We start from the raw sequence: 19362 nt of genomic DNA, 5'->3' as shown, positions 1-19362 counted from the left end.
AAATTTAAAACGAATGTAAACTATTTTACATTTTTTCGCAAATCGTTGCTTGATTACATGAAAATTTCATTTATAATCTAATTCATGCATTGTAAACTATACAACACACTGTAAATTTAGTCCATGATCAACGATTTGAAAGGATGGAGTGGAGTGAGTACAAAGACAGAAGTAACAAGCAGTTCCGTAAAAAAGGGACCCATCTTATTCATTATGATTTTGGGCGCCTTTCTTGCGACACTGAATCAGACAGTAATGAGCGTTGCCGTTCCCGAGTTAATGAATGATTTTAATATCTCGGCTGCTACCGCTCAGTGGCTGACAACAGGCTATATGCTGGTTAATGGTGTTCTAATCCCAATTACAGCTTATTTGATGCAACGGTTTACGACACGAGAGCTTTTTCAAGCTTCCATGTTTATATTTTTAGCTGGAACGATCGTCTCGGCTCTCGCAACTAACTTCCCTATTCTACTGACCGGGCGTATGATTCAAGCAGCTGGTGCTGGAATTATCATGCCACTGCTCACAAATGTTATCTTGACCCTGTTTCCTCCTGAAAAAAGAGGGGCCGCCATGGGGATGGTAGGGTTAGCTATTATTTTTGCACCCGCGATTGGACCTACTCTGGCCGGATATATTTTGGAACATTATTCTTGGGAGACTATGTTCTATGGCATGATTCCCTTGACCGTCATTGTAATCATATGTGGATTTATTTATTTGAGAAATGTATCGGAGCGCATCTATCCTAAGCTGGATATTGTTGGTGTAGTTCTTTCTACTATCGGTTTTGGCACCTTGCTGTATGGCTTCAGCCGTGCTGCAAGCGCAGGCTGGTCAAGCGCGGAAGTACTGTTGTCTCTGGGCCTCGGTGTCCTTTCCCTTGGCTTATTCGCTTGGAAGCAACTAGCTTCCCAAAACCCGCTGCTTGATCTTCGGGCCTTCAAATACAGTATGTTCTCCTTAACAACTGTCATCAGTATCGCAGTTACAATTGTGATGTATGCAGATATGATGCTGCTGCCTCTGTATCTGCAAAATGCCCGTGGCTTTACAGCGATGGAATCCGGCTTACTGCTGCTTCCTGGTGCGCTCATTATGGGTTTATTGATGCCGGTAACCGGAAAGCTGTTCGACCGGTTCGGGGCAAAGTGGCTCGCTATTATCGGATTACTGATTACAATTGCAACGACTCTAAGCTTTGTAAATTTAACGGACTCAACCAGTTACATGTATCTGGTATATATGTCAACTGGCCGCCGGATCGGTATGGCTCTGCTCCTTATGCCAATACAAACTTTAGGGCTAAATCAATTGCCCTCCAAGCTTAGTGCGCACGGTACAGCAATTTCGAATACCATTCGACAAGTGGCTGGCGCAGTGGGAACTTCCTTACTCGTCACCGTAATGACGAGCCGTACTACAACGCATATGAAGGATATGCTGGCCTCGGGCAGCACACAGAACGGAACACAAGAACATATGATTATGGAAGCTTCCATTCAAGGTATCAATGATTCCTATCTAGTTATTGTTGGTATCGGCATTCTTGGGCTGCTGCTCTCTTTCTTCATTAAACGTGTTGGGCAAGCGCCTGATCCGGAGCAAGAACCCGAAGTGAAGCTCAAAAAAATTATTGCTAAAGAAGCTTAATATATAGAAGCATTTAGCACTATTTAAAGCAACTTGCAAAAGAGATCAGCGATGTTAATCATTGCTGATCTCTTTTTAGTCTGACAACTACCCTGCTTACAAGCTCGGGCGGTTAAATACCCTGCATCCTGAATATAACCCCCACTCACATCTAAAAAATTGCCCATTGCGCAATTTTGCCCTTTGGGCAATAATATAAAAATAGAAAATAGAGCACAGAATGTCCTCTGTACTTAAGAAAGGAGATCGCATAGAACTTGAACCCCAAACAGACGCTGCGCGACAAAAAAAAAGAAGCTACGGCCTATGCCTTAGCCAAATCTGCCTTCGAGCTTGCGCTTGAACTAGGGATGGACGGCTTCATCGTCGACGACGTTGTACAGAAGGCTGGCTACTCCCGGCGGACCTTTGCCAACTACTTCTCGTGCAAAGAAGAGGCGGTAGCAGCATATTTTATCAGCAACTCTTCAAGAGAAGATAAAAGCATGTTATTCGATAACCTGCCACCAGATGCAACACCGCTAGATGCCTTGTACAAATTGTTCAAGCTGCAGTTTACTTCCGAGTTTCTGTATCAATTGCGGCAGTTCGTATCGCTGGCTAATCAGTATCAGTCACTGGAGCCTTATATTCTCAGCGTATTCCGCCGCCTGCAGATTGCCGCTCAGGAAGTGCTCGAACAGTTCACTCATGGACGTTATGCCGACGGGTATACACATCTTCTCGCAGGCGCCGTTTACGGAGCGTTCGTGCCGATTCTGGATGGACGTCTGAATGTCATGCTACCAGGTGAAGCGCAGGATGAACACTCCGATGCCATATCGTTCGATCAATATCTAAATTCCATGTTTACTTACTTACGCAAAGGCTTTTAATTTAGAGATACAAAGGAGAAACCATAATATGTCTACATTTCTGTACCAATTGGGCAAATCTGCATATACCAAGCCCTGGTATTTCCTTACCGTCTGGATTCTGATTCTCGGTGTCATAGGCGCCCTGCTTGGTGTCAATGGCATCCAGTCCAGCTCGGAAATGAAAATTGAAGGCACTGAATCGCAAAAAGTACTGGATATGCTGGTCAAGGAACTTCCAGCAGCTGCTGGCGGTCAGGCGAGCGTTGCCTTCACCGCGCCTGATGGAGAACGGCTAGATACGCCGGAGAGATCAGCACTGATTCTGAAGGCTATAAATGATGTCTACAGCATGGACTATATCATCAATCCTGCTGAACTGGCCGCGCAAGCCGCGGCGGCTGCGGGTCAAGCTGCAGAAGCAGACCCATCAGCAGCTGCCAGTGGCCAAACTGCCACTTCGGACCCTTCGGCGGCTGCGAGTCAGACAGATGCGGCGGTTCAGGCCGTTCCTTACGGGCCACTAATCGTTGATGGTGCTCCGGTTCCCGGCGTCATGCTGTCCGCCGACGGTAGCATCGCCCTGTTCCAATTCCAGTTCACTGTTCAGCAGACATCACTCCCCTCTTCTGTACCAGATAACGTGATTAAGGCTGTAACCGAAGTCGAGCAGGCAGGCTCCGGGATCACAGCCATTCCGAGTGATTCGCTCAAAAGCACACCGTCCATCGGATCTACGGAAGCGATCGGAGTAGCCGTCGCAGCAGTTGTGCTGTTTATTACACTCGGTTCGATTGTTGCAGCCGGACTGCCGCTGATCACCGCGCTCCTTGGCGTCGCGATTAGCGTCGGCGGTGCTTTTGCTCTTTCGAATATTGTGCACATGAATGACATTACACCCATTCTCGCAGTCATGATCGGTCTGGCCGTTGGTATCGACTACTCCTTATTTATCGTGAACCGGCAGCGGCGGTTAATTCTCGATGAGAATTTAAGTGCCAAGGAAGCAGCAAGCCGAGCGGTCGGCACCGCCGGCAGTGCAGTATTCTTCGCCGGACTGACTGTCATCATCGCCCTTTGCGGCATGTTGGTCATCGGCATCGGCTTCTTGTCAACCATGGCTCTCGTTGCTGCTGTCAGCGTGCTGATCACTGTTCTGTTGGCGCTTACCCTACTGCCTGCGCTGCTGGGTCTCGTCGGCGAACGGATCTGCACCGCCAAGGCACGTTCAAAGAACGTAGCTTCCGCGAACAAAGCCCGTCACGGGTTCTCACACCGCTGGGCGAACGCAACGGTAAAATACCGCTGGGCTATCATTGTTCTAGTGGTCTTGGTTCTTGGTACAGCGGCGATTCCAGTAACCAAAATGGAGCTAGGTATTCCGTCTGGCGCTTCGGCAAATCTGGACACTCCAGCACGCCAGAGCTATGACATCATCTCCAAGGGCTTCGGCGAAGGGTTCAACGGTCCGCTACTACTGGTGGCCCAACCAAACAACTCGTCCGACAAGATTTCCATGGAGACGCTTGGTAAGCTGGTTCAAGAGCTGCAAATGCATGATAACGTCACGCTGGTGTCCCCGATGGGTGTCAACGCGACCGGAGATATTGCTATTATCAGTCTAATCCCTAAAACCGGCCCTACAGATACAAAAACGAGAGATCTGGTACAGGATCTGCGCGATCCCGCTTCCAGCCTCGCATCATCAAATGATGTAACACTTGGTGTGACCGGCTTCACTGCGATCAACATCGATATGTCCTCCAAGCTATCCGATGCATTTCCCGTGTATATCGGCATCATCGTAATTCTATCCCTAATTATACTGCTGCTTGTTTTCCGGTCGGTCATCGTTCCGATCAAGGCGACGGTAGGCTTCATTCTCAGTGTGCTCGCTACTTTCGGTCTAACCACGGCCGTATACCAGTGGGGATGGCTGCACTCCCTGTTTGGTTTTGACACAGGAGGACCACTGCTCAGCTTTATGCCAATTCTGGTCACCGGCATTCTGTACGGACTGGCGATGGATTATCAGGTATTCCTCGTCAGCTCCATGCGTGAGGCTTACGTCCATGGACGTCGTGGCAACGACAGTGTCGTTCACGGCTACGATCTCGCCAGCCGCGTCGTACTTGCCGCAGGCGTAATCATGGTTTCCGTCTTCGCTGGCTTCATCTTCGCACCTGATGCGATGATCAAGCAGATCGGATTCGCACTGGCCTTCGGCATCCTGATCGATGCTTTCATCATCCGAATGACGCTCGTTCCGGCGGTAATGGCCGTCTTCGGAGACAAAGCCTGGTGGCTTCCGAAATGGCTAGACCGTCTGCTTCCGAACCTCGACGTCGAGGGCGATAAGCTGATCGCCATGCTCAATGCCAAGGGAGAAGGTAAGGACGGCCATTAAACCATCCTCACCAATCCTCAAATGCAATGTAATTTCCACTGAAGCCAGCTATTATTGAACGATAAACAAGAACAGCGATTCTCCAAGGATGGGAGAATCGCTGTTTTCTGTCGTTTACGGTTTTTTTGATACTTCTTGCAACCGCCTATAAAGACTTTCTCTCCAAGTTAAGCCTAAAGCTTCCAAATGCGGTACAAGATTACTGCCGCTTCAGCACGGGTAAGCGTGTCGTTTGGTGCAATTCTGTCGTTCTTACCGTTCACAACTCCGGCTTTGATCAACAATAATGCGCTGTCTTTCGCATAGCTGGAGATGCTTGCTTCATCCAGATAAGCATTTAAAGTTCCACTCGCCTTAACTTGCTTACCGGATGCCGCCAGAGCGCGAGTTGTCAGCACCATCATATCTTGACGGGAGAGATCACTGTTTGGTCTGAACGTATCATCTGCAAAACCTGTAACGATTCCCAGTTCCTTCGCAATGACCAGTTCATCATAATAATAATCCGTCTTTTGGACATCGCTGAACAATGCTGCACTTTTGCCCGTTCCCTTCAGTTCAAGCGCTCTCACGAGAAGAGCAATGAAATCCGCTCGCTTCATAGAATCTGCAGGTGAGAAGCTATTCACGCTCGTTCCTTGGATGACATCGCGAGCAGCCATAACATCTATGGCTTGTTTTGCCCAAGATACGTTCTGCAGGTCTCCGAAGTTTTTCTTTACAATGGTTACTGCATAAATGCTGAAGTGGGTCGTTTGAAATACAACCGTTTGGGTTGCAGCATCATATCGGCCGTTCGGAACCGGTACTACGTTGCCGTTATCATCGATGTACCAAACAACGATTAAATCCGGATTACTTAGCTCCTCCGCTGTCGGTGTGTAAGGAATGGATACTGTTACAGGCGCGTTATGGTTATTCCATGGAATGACTTTATCGCCTGATACTACGCTTAGATCAATAACCGGATGGCTGCCGATCAAATTGCGGTTAGCTGCACTCAGGCTGTCCGCAGAGACTTTACTTATGCGTATGGACACTTGCTCAGCAAGGTCTGTTAAGTCGGGCAGCATATTGCTTGGAATTTGGATTGTAGCATTTTCCGTCTTAAGCAATAGTTCAAAGTTTTCTTTCCCCATCAAGCTTTGGGTTGGCAATTGTATATCATACACTTTCGCATCCGTTTGCTTTGGTACTTCGATCACGATTTGTTTCTTGCCGTTTGCCGCTGCGGTAGCCTGTTCAAGCGCCTTTTTCATGTTGTCGCTGGAGATCGTACCTATGGCACGCTCTTTATCGGATTTCACCTCCAGTGTAATCGTAACAACACCATCTTTGTATGCAATGGCTACAGGCTGTGGAGTTGTTACTGCACTACCAGTGTTGCTGCTACCAGTTGGTTCATTGGTTGGCGCTGGTGTCGGTGTTGGTGTTGGTGTTGGTGTTGGTGTTGATGTTGGTGTTGGTGTTGGTTCCGTATCAGTTGCTTTCCCCTTGAGGGTAAGTACACCATAAACAGATGTGTCCATATATCCAGTGCCTGTCGTATCGTTCCAAGCCGCAACACTTTGACGTGAGCCGTCCTTAGCATCATTGATCTGTACATCGAAACCAAGCTTCTTATCGTTGTCCGGAGTTATCCCATGAAGCGGAATCTTTACTTCAACTGTGTAGTTTGTTCCGGAAATTTGAGTTGCTGATTCGAAGCCAGCTGCAATACTTGTCGGATTAAATGAGGTCTCGTTATCATAATTAACTCTATACTGCCCGTCATCACTTTGATAGAAGCTTGTTTTTGCATTGTTTTGATCCAAGAAAATTTCAACGGAATCTTGTTCATATTCATTGACACTGCTCTTGTTAAGCTGCGTATCGTTGACTTGGACTAAAAGATAAAGATTTTCATCATCCCAAAGTGCTTTTGCTACACCGTTTGCGCCTTGCCATGCCATCTGATAGCGATTAATCGGCATTGGGGCCGCATCGTTCCAAACGGCATCAACAACCCCGTCAATTACTGGTGTTGCATATTTAGCGGTTGACTGATTAGCATTTACACTTTCTGGTGTATGCTCTGCAATAAATTTATCTGGGTCGATTACACCATAATAAGCTGGTTTAGCCTGCAAGTTAGCATCAAACGGCAATGGATTATTTTCAGATCTCCAGCTTGTGCCATCATTAAGACCCCAGAAGGTCACGCGCGAAATATTTTTTGCATGATCCTTGTAAATTTTAAACAGCTGCGCATACAGATACCCCTGAGCATTCGCTTGCTGCTCGGTTAGCTTAGAGTCACTTCCGGCCATGATATCAAGCTCAGTGATGCTTACTTCTACACCCAAAGATATAAACTTCTCCAATGAAAGTTTCACATTTTCCGGGTTCGTGTTTATATTGTAGTGCGCCTGCATACCAATACCATCGACAAGAAGTTTGCCGGGGTGTTCCAACGCGTACTTATCGTTGATTTCTTTGACCATACTATAAATAGCTTGTGCTTTATTCTGATTATCATCATTGTAATCATTGTAATATAACTTAATGTTCCATTCAGGATGCGAGTCCAATACTTCTCTTGCCGCCAGGAACGCCTGCTCTACATAGTCTGTTCCGATGGCGCTTTTCCAAGGGGCTGTACGCAATGCGGCTTTCCAATCTGTTGGGTTAGATGGGTTATCGTTCATCGCTTCGTTAACAACGTCCCAAGAAATTACCTTGTCGCCGAAATGCTCCATAACGGTTTTGATATGGGTCCTCAGATTCTGGAGAGCTTCCTCCCGGCTTAATGGAGACTTGTTATTATTTACATCTGTTGTTGTATTCAACCAATCAGGAGTCTGCGCATGCCATACCAGTACGTGTCCATGCAGTTTAAGTCCTTCAGACAAAATTTTATCAACAAGCTTATCTTGCGCGGTAAAATCAAATACGCCTGGTGAAGAATAAGCCTGATCCGGCTTCATTGCGTTTTCTGCTGTAACGATATTATGATGCATCTTGAGAAGATCCAATCTAAGACCATCAAGATCTCCACCCGATATTGCGTTTCCAATCAGAAAATCATTTTTATAAGTATCCTTGATCGGGGCTAAGTCTTTTTCAATTTCAATCGTACCTGAACCTGTGTTTTCAAAACGGATATCGTCGATATAAAAAGAGGCTATTGCGTCAGAGCTTTCTACATAGATGGTTAGATATTCTTCACTAACTGAGCTATAACGATAGGTACCTTGTAACTGAACCCAGTCGTCATTATTACTGATGGTCTTTGAGGCAAGTGTATTATAGCTAGCACTCGTATTACCAACTTGTGTGGAAAGCTTAAGCTGTGAGCTTGCTGGCTCGATCAACTTAACCCAGAGTGAGATTTTATATTCTTGTCCCTTATCAACATTTTTCTCCACACGTAATGAAGGACCGTGCCATGTATCCGCTCTGCCCTCTACCTTCAAAGCGTATGAACCACCATCCGTATGATTCGCCTCGTTGGATACGGTCAGCGTTTCAGTACCTGCTCTACCTACAAAACCACCTGCTTTTTGATCCTCAAAAGTAACGGTGGTAAAAGGTAACGCCGGTTCTCTAGTTGGCTCTTCTGTAGTGACCTGTTCGGTAATTAATAGATCACCGATGTAGAATGAAACCTCTTTTCCGCTCGCATTTGATTGAATACGTAGTTTCGTATGTTTGCTCGTATCTACAATAAATTTCCCACTTAAGGTGATTGCTTTACCAGCTTCATAATTCGCGCTTGCAACAACGTCATAGCTGTCTATGCTTTGTAAATAAGCTTGGGCACCGCTAGGGATCGCTATATCAGCATCAACATAAACGGATGCGGTTACCGTATAAGTCTTACCGTTTACAAGCTTCATCCCACTGTAATCGAAATCAGCCGCATCCCAGTCATTAGCTCTGTTGCTAACGTATAATGCTGTGCCGTCCTCATTACCCGCAAAAACCTTGTTCGTGACTGTCGTCAAGCTTGCGTTCCCTGATTGTGTAGCAACTCCCTTACCATTCGAAAAGGATTCGTGATAAACGGTTACCGAAGTAGAAGGTGCTGTCGTATCAGGTGCAGGTCCACCAATCCAATTCGCAATGTCGGATAATGTTGTACCCATTTGTACGTAATAACGTCCACTAGCATGGTCCCCTTGATTCGGATAACCTACTTTAAAGGAGTACTTAATGCCATTCGCCGCAGCTGCAGCCTGAACATCGGAATTGAAGTTCCCATAAGGATAAGCCAAAAGAATAGGATCTTTATTCGTGATTTGTTTAAGATAATTATTGGCCTCAGCTAATTCTGCGGAAGCTTCCGCCTTTGTCATAGTCTTCCATACACCTTCTGCATGGTTAACCGTATGATTCTGGATACTGATATTCGGGTGGTTGGTTGCCAAATCTTGAAGTTGTGCTTGCGACATGCTATAACCTTTACCGATCCATCCAGTGACAATAAATGCAACCGCATTCATATCATATTGATCCAATACCGGAAGAGCTTTGGTAACAAAGTCAGGTGTCCCGTCATCGAAAGTGAGTAAAATCGGTTTGGCAGGAGCTGCCTCGACACCGGCTTTAATGTTCACATATTGATCCGCAGTCAATGTATTATAGCCGTTATCATAAAGATATTTCATAGTGCTCTTGAATTTATCTGCGCTTGTATCTGTCCATTCATTCGTCGCTGTATCGACAATACGATGATACAATAGTACAGGAATTTCAGATGTCGCTGCTTCCGTAACCGGAGCAAACAAACCTGACGGTATAAGTATCGCGATTGCGAGTAAGATCGAGATGACTTGTTTAAGCATTTTGTTCATTTGCAGCATTCCTCCTAATTTTGGTCTTTAACATTAGCGAATTGCCTACAATTCCTTGTAACAGCCCTCAATCCGGTCTAAAAATTACAAAATACGAAACAGCGTTACCCCTTTGCACTCATTGCAGAAACATCTTGTCTTGGTATTAATCACCCCCATTCTGTAAACGCTTACATCTATACTCACATTATTTTACCTTCCGATTCTATCCACTACTATACTGATACTAAAGGTGTTACCCCCCATAATCATAGGAAAACACACGCAAGATCCAGGAATTCCCTATGTCTTCCCATGTATTAAGACTTCTTCATAGGTAATCCAATACTATTCATTAAAAAGATTTCACAATATGGACGATTACGAATGATCTTTTTTTAGATATGCGCATACTAAGCTCCATATTTTGAAACTTGCGTCAAGTTGAATCGTAAGTTTGAAGATAGGTCCTGAAGTCTACTGATTTGACGAACTGATATACCATACTTGTGTAGAACACGCAGTTATGTGCACTTATGCAGTAAATCGAAGCTTATGAGACCTAAAAAAAGACACAGCACAGCGGAGAGGAGCTATCATTAGTGGAGTATTACCGCAAGAATGTAACAGACAGTTTACAGGAAGTGCAGAGTACAACTAACGGGCTTACGTCGGCAGAAGTCGACAAACGACTGGAACGTGATGGTTACAATGAATTAAAAGGAAAGAAAAAAGATCCCCTCTGGAAGCTTTTTCTTGAAAATTTCAAGGACCCTATGGTGGTCGTACTGCTTATTGCGGCCATTGTCCAGATTGTTATGGGTCAAGTTATGGAGTCGCTTATCATTTTCCTCGTGTTGATTCTCAATGCAGTTATAAGTGTCATCCAAACCCGTAAAGCGGAGAGTTCACTTGATGCCCTGCAGCAGATGTCGGCACCCGAGGCTAAAGTGTTGCGGGATGGAGCCTTAAAAACCGTCCCTGCCAGAGAGCTTGTTCGCGGTGACATCGTATTACTGGAGGCTGGAGATTTCGTACCTGCCGACGGCCGTATCATAGAATCTGGAAGCTTAAAGATCAATGAAGGCATGCTGACCGGAGAATCCGAAGCTGTAGAGAAGCATACGGATACCATCGCGAAGGAATCTCCACTCGGGGACCGTCGTAATATGGCGTTTAGCGGTTCTTTGGTTGTATATGGCCGTGGAACTCTTGTAGTGACAGGAACTGCACTGACAACCGAAATCGGCAAAATCGCTGAACTCATTGAGAGCGCCGAAGCCAAGCAGACGCCACTACAGCGTAAGCTCGAAACCTTTAGCAAGCAGCTGGGTGTAGCGATTATCGTGCTGTCCGTTTTGATCTTTGCCATCCAAGCCGGACGTGTTTGGCTGTCGAATGATACAGTGGATACCACGGAAGCCATTCTGAATGCCCTAATGTTTGCAGTCGCTGTGGCAGTCGCCGCTATTCCTGAAGCTCTATCCTCGATCGTAACGATTGTCTTATCCGTAGGTACGAATAAAATGGCTAAGCAACATGCGATTATTCGTAAGCTGCCAGCCGTCGAAGCACTTGGATCAACCAGTGTCATCTGTACGGACAAAACCGGTACTCTGACCCAAAATAAAATGACAGTTGTAGATTACTTTTTACCGGAAGGTGATCGTGATCAATTCAATCAAGAGCCCGAAGAATGGTCTGAGGAAGCCCGGCGCCTCCTACACATTGCCGTGCTTTGTAACGACTCTAACATTAATGAAGATGGTAAAGAACTAGGCGATCCAACTGAGGTGGCACTTATTGCCTTCAGTAACAGCATGAATAAAGATTACAAGGAAATACGCGATAATTTCCCTCGTGAAGCTGAACTTCCTTTTGACTCGGATCGCAAGCTAATGACGACCTTACACACTTTTAACGGACAAAAAGCAATGATTACTAAAGGCGGACCAGATGTACTCTTTAGTCTTTGTACGCATGTACTACTAAGTGGACAAGAAGTGCCGATGACACCGGAAGTTCTTGATCGTTTCATTGAAGCCAATGAGGAATTCTCCAGCAGAGCACTACGTGTACTTGCCTATGCCTACAAAACTGTACCAAATACAGTCACTGAAGTGGGTCTTGAGGATGAACAAAATCTGGTGCTCGTAGGCTTGACAGCTATGATTGATCCCCCTCGGGAAGCTGTCTATGGCGCGATCGCAGAATCCAAGAAGGCTGGAATTCGGACCATCATGATTACTGGTGATCATAAGACAACCGCACAAGCGATCGGACGCGATATCGGTCTTATGACCGAAAAAGAAATTGCCGTAACCGGTCAAGAGCTCGATGCCATGTCCGACGAAGAACTGGATAATAAGCTGGAGCAGATTGGTGTGTACGCCCGAGTCTCCCCAGAGAACAAGATCAGAATTGTCCGTGCATGGCAGCGAAAAGGCAAAATTACAGCCATGACCGGTGATGGTGTAAATGACGCGCCTGCATTGAAGCAAGCAGATATTGGTGTTGCCATGGGCAGTGGAACTGACGTTGCTAAAGATGCGGCTGCCATGATTTTGACCGATGATAATTTTGTATCCATTGTGAATGCTGTGTCTGTAGGCAGAACGGTATTCGACAATATCAAAAAAGCGATCGCCTATTTATTTTCAGGCAACCTGGGTGCGATTATCGCCATTCTGTTTGCCCTGATCTTCGACTGGATTAATCCCTTCACAGCGATTCAGCTTCTATTTATCAATCTGGCGAATGATTCACTGCCCGCCATTGCCCTTGGTATGGAGAAACCTGAACCTAACGTGATGAATAGAAATCCAAGAGAACTGAAGGAAGGTATATTTGCCGGAGGAATGATGCAGGCTATTATTACTCGTGGTCTACTTATAGGTATAGCCGTAATTATATCCCTGTATATCGGACTCCAGCATTCCCCTGATATGGGCGTGGCTATGGCATTTACAACCCTGATTCTGTCTCGTACACTTCAGACCTTTGCCGCTCGCTCGAACAGTCAAACAGCTATTGAAGCTGGGTTTTTCAGCAACAAATACGTCATCGGAGCCGTTTTGGTCTGCTTTGCCTTTTACGGGATTGCGGTTCTGCCAGGAGTTAGAGAAATCTTCTCGATTCCGGCTTCATTCGGAATGTCCGATTGGCTGATTGCAAGCGGTCTGGCACTCGGCGCCGTCATCCTAATGGAATTGACGAAGGTTATTCGTAGAGCGTTTACTCCTAAATCAGCTTCTTAATCACAATTGAACAAAAAATCAAAACAGCGATTCTCCAAGGATGGAGAATCGCTGTTCTTCTGTCATTTACAGATCTGATTCAAACATCCGTAATATGATCGAAATATCACGTAAATTTTAATATTTGACTATGTATTCACAACATTCATCCCCATGAACATTACATTTCACTTCCCGGACGGAAACTCGTTTCCCACGTATTTTGCTAAGTGCTCCTTCGATAATGGCCCCCTCTAGGTCACATACCATTTTCCCTTCCATAATAGGTAACCCTTCGCAGAAACAATCGTGTACTGCAATTGACATTCCCTTGTCATCTTCATGGGTTATTATTGGGATCCCTATCTTCATTTGTTCGAATAACCCGAATAGTTCATTAACTGAGGTAACACCAAACTCTTCCCCAATTTTCCTTCCTATGGTCAACGTTGTGCCCTTACCATTCATGGGTAACGCTTGGTATAATCCAATAAGTCTAATCGTTCTGAAAAGCTCTAAAGGTACAGCATCACCCAAATTTTCTCTCTTTATTTTTTTCATATCTGTAAAAGTAAAATGATCCATGCCCGTAGCCTCCAAATTCTTATGTAATTTATATTTCAAATTTAATTAATATATTGAGTATAAACGTATCCAATAAATGCTTTGTGATCCTACGCACTTCCTATCTCTAATGATTGGAAGAACAAGGGTTAAAAATCATTATTTTATATTCTGACACTTGACTGTTAGCGCTTCATCTACGATAATTACAACCTCACCCAAAAAACTGGGACTGGAAGAAAATTGATTTTGAAAAGAGGCGGTCGTTATTAGCTGGTTAAGTGATCTATATAAATTACAGAAGCGGGAGCTAAAAAAGGACATCGAACCCTCTTTAGTCAATGCCATCTTTCGGATGTATGATAGATTTCCCAGGATTGGACTTAAAGAGCGGATCGGCCAGCAAGATATGTCTCTGGATATCGCTGATGCTTATATTAATGGTAGAAACGCAATGATTGAAGCTGGAGTCGGCATCGGTAAGTCCTTTGCATACCTCATTCCCAGCCTGCTCATTAACCAAGTCTCAAGACAACCGATCATTATTGCAACATCCTCCATACAACTTTCAGAACAGATTCATAAAGATCTGAGATTCATCGGAAGCCGGCTCGGATTTACATTGGTTCGCTCCGTAGTCGGAAAAGGCATGGGGCAATATGCTTGCCGATACAGGGCAACAGACCTGTTACAACCTGATGATTCAAGCTCTCCTCTATCTACGCTTGCCCAGCGTATTGTAAATTATGACATTGATGAGAGAGCAGATATTAAGGGCGGAGTTAGTGATGCAGTATGGTCTAATGTTTGTGTGAATGATTGTAAATTTGAACGATGCCATTATAAAAGCACATGTTCATTTTACGAGATGAGAGCGAAGATTAACGCCGACGCCAGCGACATGGATTTTATTATCGTCAACCAGGACCTGCTCATCCGTGATTTGATCAAGAAAAAAGAAGGAACGAAGGGATTAATCACTGAACGGCCAGCTCTGATCGTAATTGATGAAGCTCATAATCTGGAAGCAAAGGTTAGAGATGCTAGAACGCTCGAGTTTACATACCGGGGAACCTGCCGTATTCTGGATGACACCTTACAGATTCTCTTCAAGCAATCCGCAGATAACGGCCTTTTGCCGCAATTTAAATTTTTGAAAAGATGCATGGGTCATATTTTCAAACAGGTAGAAACGGATTTGCTGCAAACAGCCAAGCAGGATAATGACCGGATAAAAGTGTCGGAAATCACAGGGATTCCGTTAAAGCGGGGGGCTCAGGTTTTGAAAGAGTTTAATCTCAGCTTATCCGTCTTAACTTCCAAGCATGAGCGAGAAATCGATAATCTTTTTGAAGCCATGAACGGACTTATAGATCTCTTTGATGTACTCGCCGGAGTCCAGGATAACTACCTGATTTGGGGAAGCAATACCCAGCGTGAGGCCACTATTAGTATCTGTCCTAAAGGCATAAGCCAGTTCCTAAGATATAGCTTATTTAACGGGAAAACATCTGTTATTTTAACGTCAGCAACCATGTGCCAGACCGGAGAAACACTAGAGGAACAATATGCATATCTGACGCAGTCGCTCGGTTACAAGGGAGATTATATGGAGCGCCAGGCTTCGCCGTTTGATTATGACAACCGCACCATGCTGTATATTGCTAAGGACATCCCTTACTACAACCATCAGAACAAGGTAGGTTATCTTGAAGCGGCATACAAGGAAATGCTGAGGCTCTGTAATTTAACGGACGGACGGACATTGGTTCTTTTTTCAGCGAAGGAAGATATGAAGTACATTCATAATAAGTTAAAATCCGAGAAGCTAGCATGGGCGGTGCATGTTCAAAGAGAAGGATCGTCTCAGGACGGGGTGATCGCTGAATTCCGTGGCAGTAAAGGCGTCCTTCTTAGTACCGGTGTATTCTGGGAAGGCGTGAATATCGAAGGTTCTGATTTGTCGCAGTTAATTATTTTCCGTCTGCCCTTCCCTGTTCCTTCCGATCCTGTCTATGAATATAAGGCATCTTTGACGAAGGATCCCTTAAATGACGTTTTTGTACCGGACATGCTGCTTCGGTTAAGACAAGGAACCGGGCGATTGATCCGTAGTGAGACTGACCTTGGTGTACTCAGCATACTTGATTCCCGTCTGTCTGCTGCTGCGAAAAAGGATTACCGGGATAAGGCATTGGAATCTTTACCATTTAAAAAGGTTACCGAGGATTTTAGAGTGCTGGAGAAGTTTGTAAAAGAAAAAGAGATACAACTTAGCGTTAAGTAGAACAGGCTGTACCGTCCTCTTAGGAACGCGTATTTTTGAATAGCGATACTGTGTATCGTTTGGAGGATCCTTTTCAGCATGAAAAATAATAAACAAGCCTGAAGAGCTTCTGTGCCAGGCTTGTTTATTTTTGCTGTATCAGCTCTCCGAAGCTGATGATCCATTTATCATACTTCATTCAATCATTCAAATTGTTCGTAGCCTCAAATGTGATAATCATTTACCCAAGGCAAAATAACCATCACGCTAGTACCTACCTGAACTTCTGAGTCTACCTTAATTTGTCCCCCATACATTTCTATTAATTGTTTACAAATTGATAATCCAATTCCTGTCCCTTTTTGCTTGGTTGTAAAGAAAGGGTCAAATATTCGATTTAGTTTATCCAGTGGAATTCCTTCTCCATTGTCTTTAAAAATAAGGATAACTTCGTTAGTCTCATTAGCGGTGCTAACTGTAATGTCTATTCTGCCTCTAAACGCTGTGAATGAATCGATACTATTTTTTAAAATGTTAAGGATTACCTGTTCTAGTTGAGAGGCGTTTCCATACGTCATTACTTTCTCTAGAGAATACTCCACGGAAAGAATAATATCATCACTAAGTATGAGTTGATTCACGATGTTATTAACTCTATGTATAACCTCGATAACGTTATATACTACGCCGGTATTTTTCGAACTATCTCCTTTTCGAGCCAGTACTAGGAAGTCCGTTACTAATCCGTTCAGAGCATCAATCTCTTTAATGGTTATATCCAGATACGCACGCAATTCATCCGCCTTGATCACCGGTTCATATAGCCTGTTATTTACAAGCTGGGCAAATCCTTTAATCGAAGCAAGCGGATTCCGTATTTCATGTGCCATACCAGCTGCCATTTGTCCCATAACAGCAATTTTTTGTTCATGCAAATTGTCAATCTGTTGATTTTTATTAGATAAATACCCCTTTGCAAAGCCCGTAAAACCGGTCCAGTTGCTTTCCATTAAACGATTATAAAAAAACAATCGAGTCGTAGAATCATCTTCCATCTCTTCAATGATCTTAAACATCATATTCTGAGCGATTAAGTTTAAATCCTTGCTCATTTCAAGTAAGATATCAAAATGATCACCGAATATTTCTGCTGTATAAATCCCTTGCTCCACCCCCTCTTTTTCTAGTAGGTTTAGGTATTGGTCGTAACCATAGGAATCCAAGAACAGTGCCTCTATCATACTCATTAATATCGTGCTGAATGTTGAATCTAACAATTCCTTATGCGTCTCTATAAACCAGGCGGATTCGATATTTTTCATAGTTATAGAATGATAATGCCTATCTAAAATAATTGGAACAGCTAGGGTTAATGACGAACGTAATGCATTTGCTCTATATGACATTTTCATCCTCCCTCTTTGTTGTTTTGTATTCAATATATATGTATATTTTCCTGCTTCAAAAGTAACAGTAAGTCACTATATTTCACAAAACCAATAGTTTTACTTAATTAATAATTATAAGCGCTATAAAAAATGCAACACCCCAAGCTATTCCGCCTGTAACGGAATGATTTGGGGTGTTGATTACTTGTATGATAAATCTATATAACCAAGGGGAGCTTGTTAGCCCCTACTTACCTTCAAAAGGCTAACCTTCCTCATACTAGTATAACTATGCAATTGAAACGATAATGTCTTTGTACTATCAAAAAAGCATTTGATCCAGGATCAAATGCTTTTTACGTTGCTCCTTGGTTATTCAAACAGATCATTCACGGAACGAATAGGCTTCACATCCATCGATTCCTTCGATGCGGCTAGATTCAAATACACTCCTACCCAGATGATTGCGCATAAAATGATATAAACCATCTCTTTAACCCCTCCCTTGCGTGGGTTTTATCAGCAATCTATTAATCGTCTCTGTACTCAAAAACATCAATGTTAGTAGGGCAAATACTATGAACCAGAGCATCGATGGAGCAATGAAAAATCCAAGTAGCGCAACCGCAGTAAGGAAACAACTGAACAATGTGATTCTACCCGTACCCAGACGCTCGACCATCCTTTTGCTGAACAGACTGGACACGATACCCGCCGAGCCAAGAGATGAACCAATCTCGGGCCAGATAACGGGCCATGCCGAGCCGAGTAAAGAGTCAGGAAGTCCTAGACTAATAAAAGCCAGATATATAATAATCAAAAACCAGGTAGACAAGCATGCTTCCCCCTCGTGATAAAAATGATTCGTTGCACGCGTAAAGAAATACATTTATACACTTAATAAATATACTTTATAAAGTCTATGTATGAAGTATGCAATATAAGCATTCCTTTGTCAAGCAACCCATTCAATGATCTGGAGCTGTATCATTAGTGTGCAGTGCATATCAGCAATTGGATCAATACTCATATTGATCACCTAAAAAAAGAGGCTTGTCCCATAAGTCATTCATCTCATGACTTATGGGACAACCTCTTAATGGAGCTCGACCAAATCCGGCTCCAATGACTTCAATGTCAACCAGCGCAGGCCGGCCTCGAAATCTTCTTGAAATGTATCTTGCATAACAATCTGTGGATAAATGGGCATTGGATGTCGAAGCTGATAAGCTTCCCAAGCAGATGTCCAGATTTCTAATTCCACCTTATCCTGATATATTACAATTTTGTCCGGAGCAAGAACAGCATTCAGGGTTTGGATAATCCGGCAGGTAGTATCGATGAACGTGTCCTTGCCCATCTCGAGACTCCAGTCAGGCATGTCGGGCAGGAATTTTATTTCCCCTGACATGCCCTGATTACCTTTAAGGATCTTTCCATTCAGATAGATACCCATGCCAGGTGGGTACCTGTTTGGAAAGTAAAGACCGAGCAAGTACTGTTCCTCTCCCTGGTTCATGCAATATCCGCTGATAGCTGCATTAACGTCATTTTCAACCAAGATAGGCAACTCAAATTGTTGCTCAATCTCTTGAATCATCCGTGAGCCAGTCAGCTCATGGTGGCTGCTGACTTTAATTTCACCGTTGACAACCTGTCCCGGAATGCCTATGCCAATAACCTTGATAGAAGGATACAAGGCTATAGAGTGTTCAATAATATCACAAAAAAATTGTCTTTCGAAGACTGGAATGATATGTTCATCCTTCGCCAGAATCTCGTTCTCCAAATTCACAACGGTGGCTGAAATCAGTACCTGTCCCTCTTTATCCTTCAGATAAATAACCAGCCCGAGGCTGAAGTTGTAATTGTAGCGATAAGTTTGTGCTGGCCTACCGCCGTTTGATGGTACAGTCAAGTCTTCGAACAGCTCACCTAACTCGTGCAGCTCCTTGACTAATGAGTTTACTGTTACGACGCTCAGTTTGGTCAGTGCTGCCAGCTGGGGTTTGGTGGCTGTATTTATACGTTTCATCACTTGACGAACGTTGTTAAGATTAATTTCCTTCATTAAGTTGGCGTTTGCTGTTCTCATAAGCCCCCCTGCTCGATGAACGTAGGGATCAATTCATCAGGTATTCCTTTTAAGTATGATTGTACCTTAATGTCGTCTAGTT

9 protein-coding genes and 1 pseudogene are annotated in these 19362 nt (G+C 44.2%); 5 read left to right on the top strand and 5 right to left on the bottom strand.

The window, feature by feature from the left end:
• Window positions 1-213 precede the first annotated feature (213 nt).
• The 3 genes from MKY19_RS07275 to MKY19_RS07265 all read left to right on the top strand — a co-directional run bounded on the left by MKY19_RS07275 (window position 214) and on the right by MKY19_RS07265 (window position 4917).
• The gene (locus MKY19_RS07275; RefSeq protein WP_339804208.1) at window positions 214-1656 is read left to right on the top strand and encodes a DHA2 family efflux MFS transporter permease subunit; all 1443 of its coding nucleotides are present in this window, start codon (window positions 214-216) and stop codon (window positions 1654-1656) included.
• A 257-nt stretch (window positions 1657-1913) separates the two neighbouring features.
• Window positions 1914-2531 carry a TetR/AcrR family transcriptional regulator gene (locus MKY19_RS07270; RefSeq protein ID WP_042185890.1) on the top strand — a complete coding sequence of 206 codons (618 nt, stop codon included), beginning with the start codon at window positions 1914-1916 and terminating at the stop codon, window positions 2529-2531.
• A 28-nt stretch (window positions 2532-2559) separates the two neighbouring features.
• Window positions 2560-4917: an MMPL family transporter gene (locus tag MKY19_RS07265; protein ID WP_339801640.1), complete on the top strand. Its 2358-nt coding sequence runs from the start codon at window positions 2560-2562 to the stop codon at window positions 4915-4917.
• A gap of 173 nt (window positions 4918-5090) precedes the next feature.
• Here the strand turns inward: MKY19_RS07265 and MKY19_RS07260 are convergent, their stop codons facing one another.
• The gene (locus MKY19_RS07260; protein WP_339801637.1) at window positions 5091-9752 is read right to left on the bottom strand and encodes an endo-1,4-beta-xylanase; all 4662 of its coding nucleotides are present in this window, start codon (window positions 9750-9752) and stop codon (window positions 5091-5093) included.
• Window positions 9753-10333: 581 nt separating this feature from the next.
• On the opposite strand from MKY19_RS07260, the gene MKY19_RS07255 reads away from it, so the two are divergent.
• A complete protein-coding gene (locus tag MKY19_RS07255; protein WP_339269592.1) occupies window positions 10334-12988 on the top strand; it encodes a cation-translocating P-type ATPase in 2655 nt (884 codons plus the stop codon).
• A 117-nt stretch (window positions 12989-13105) separates the two neighbouring features.
• Here MKY19_RS07255 and MKY19_RS07250 read toward each other — a convergent pair whose 3' ends face one another.
• On the bottom strand, window positions 13106-13552 hold the full coding sequence (locus MKY19_RS07250; RefSeq protein WP_042185883.1) for a V4R domain-containing protein: 447 nt from the start codon (window positions 13550-13552) through the stop codon (window positions 13106-13108).
• Between the two features lie 334 nt (window positions 13553-13886).
• Between MKY19_RS07250 and MKY19_RS07245 the strand changes: the two genes are divergently transcribed.
• Complete coding sequence (locus MKY19_RS07245) at window positions 13887-15818, top strand: ATP-dependent DNA helicase (protein WP_339801632.1); 1932 nt, start codon at window positions 13887-13889, stop codon at window positions 15816-15818.
• Between the two features lie 203 nt (window positions 15819-16021).
• On the opposite strand, the gene MKY19_RS07240 is transcribed toward MKY19_RS07245, so the two are convergent.
• From MKY19_RS07240 to MKY19_RS07230, 3 genes and pseudogenes are all read right to left on the bottom strand, one after another.
• Window positions 16022-17203, bottom strand: a complete 1182-nt coding sequence (locus MKY19_RS07240; RefSeq protein WP_339801629.1) for an ATP-binding protein — start codon at window positions 17201-17203, stop codon at window positions 16022-16024.
• Between the two features lie 547 nt (window positions 17204-17750).
• Window positions 17751-18020, bottom strand: a pseudogene (locus tag MKY19_RS07235) (MFS transporter); the annotation flags it as partial.
• 261 nt (window positions 18021-18281) lie between these two features.
• Window positions 18282-19280, bottom strand: coding sequence for an ROK family protein (locus MKY19_RS07230; protein ID WP_339801626.1), 999 nt, complete (start codon window positions 19278-19280; stop codon window positions 18282-18284).
• Between the last annotated feature and the right edge of the window lie 82 nt (window positions 19281-19362).

It is taken from the genome of Paenibacillus sp. FSL R5-0744 (assembly GCF_037972555.1).
In the GTDB taxonomy this organism is placed as follows: Bacteria; Bacillota; Bacilli; order Paenibacillales; family Paenibacillaceae; genus Paenibacillus_AQ.
Note: the sequence above shows the minus strand (reverse complement) of the source record. Positions and strands in the feature narration are given on the sequence as shown.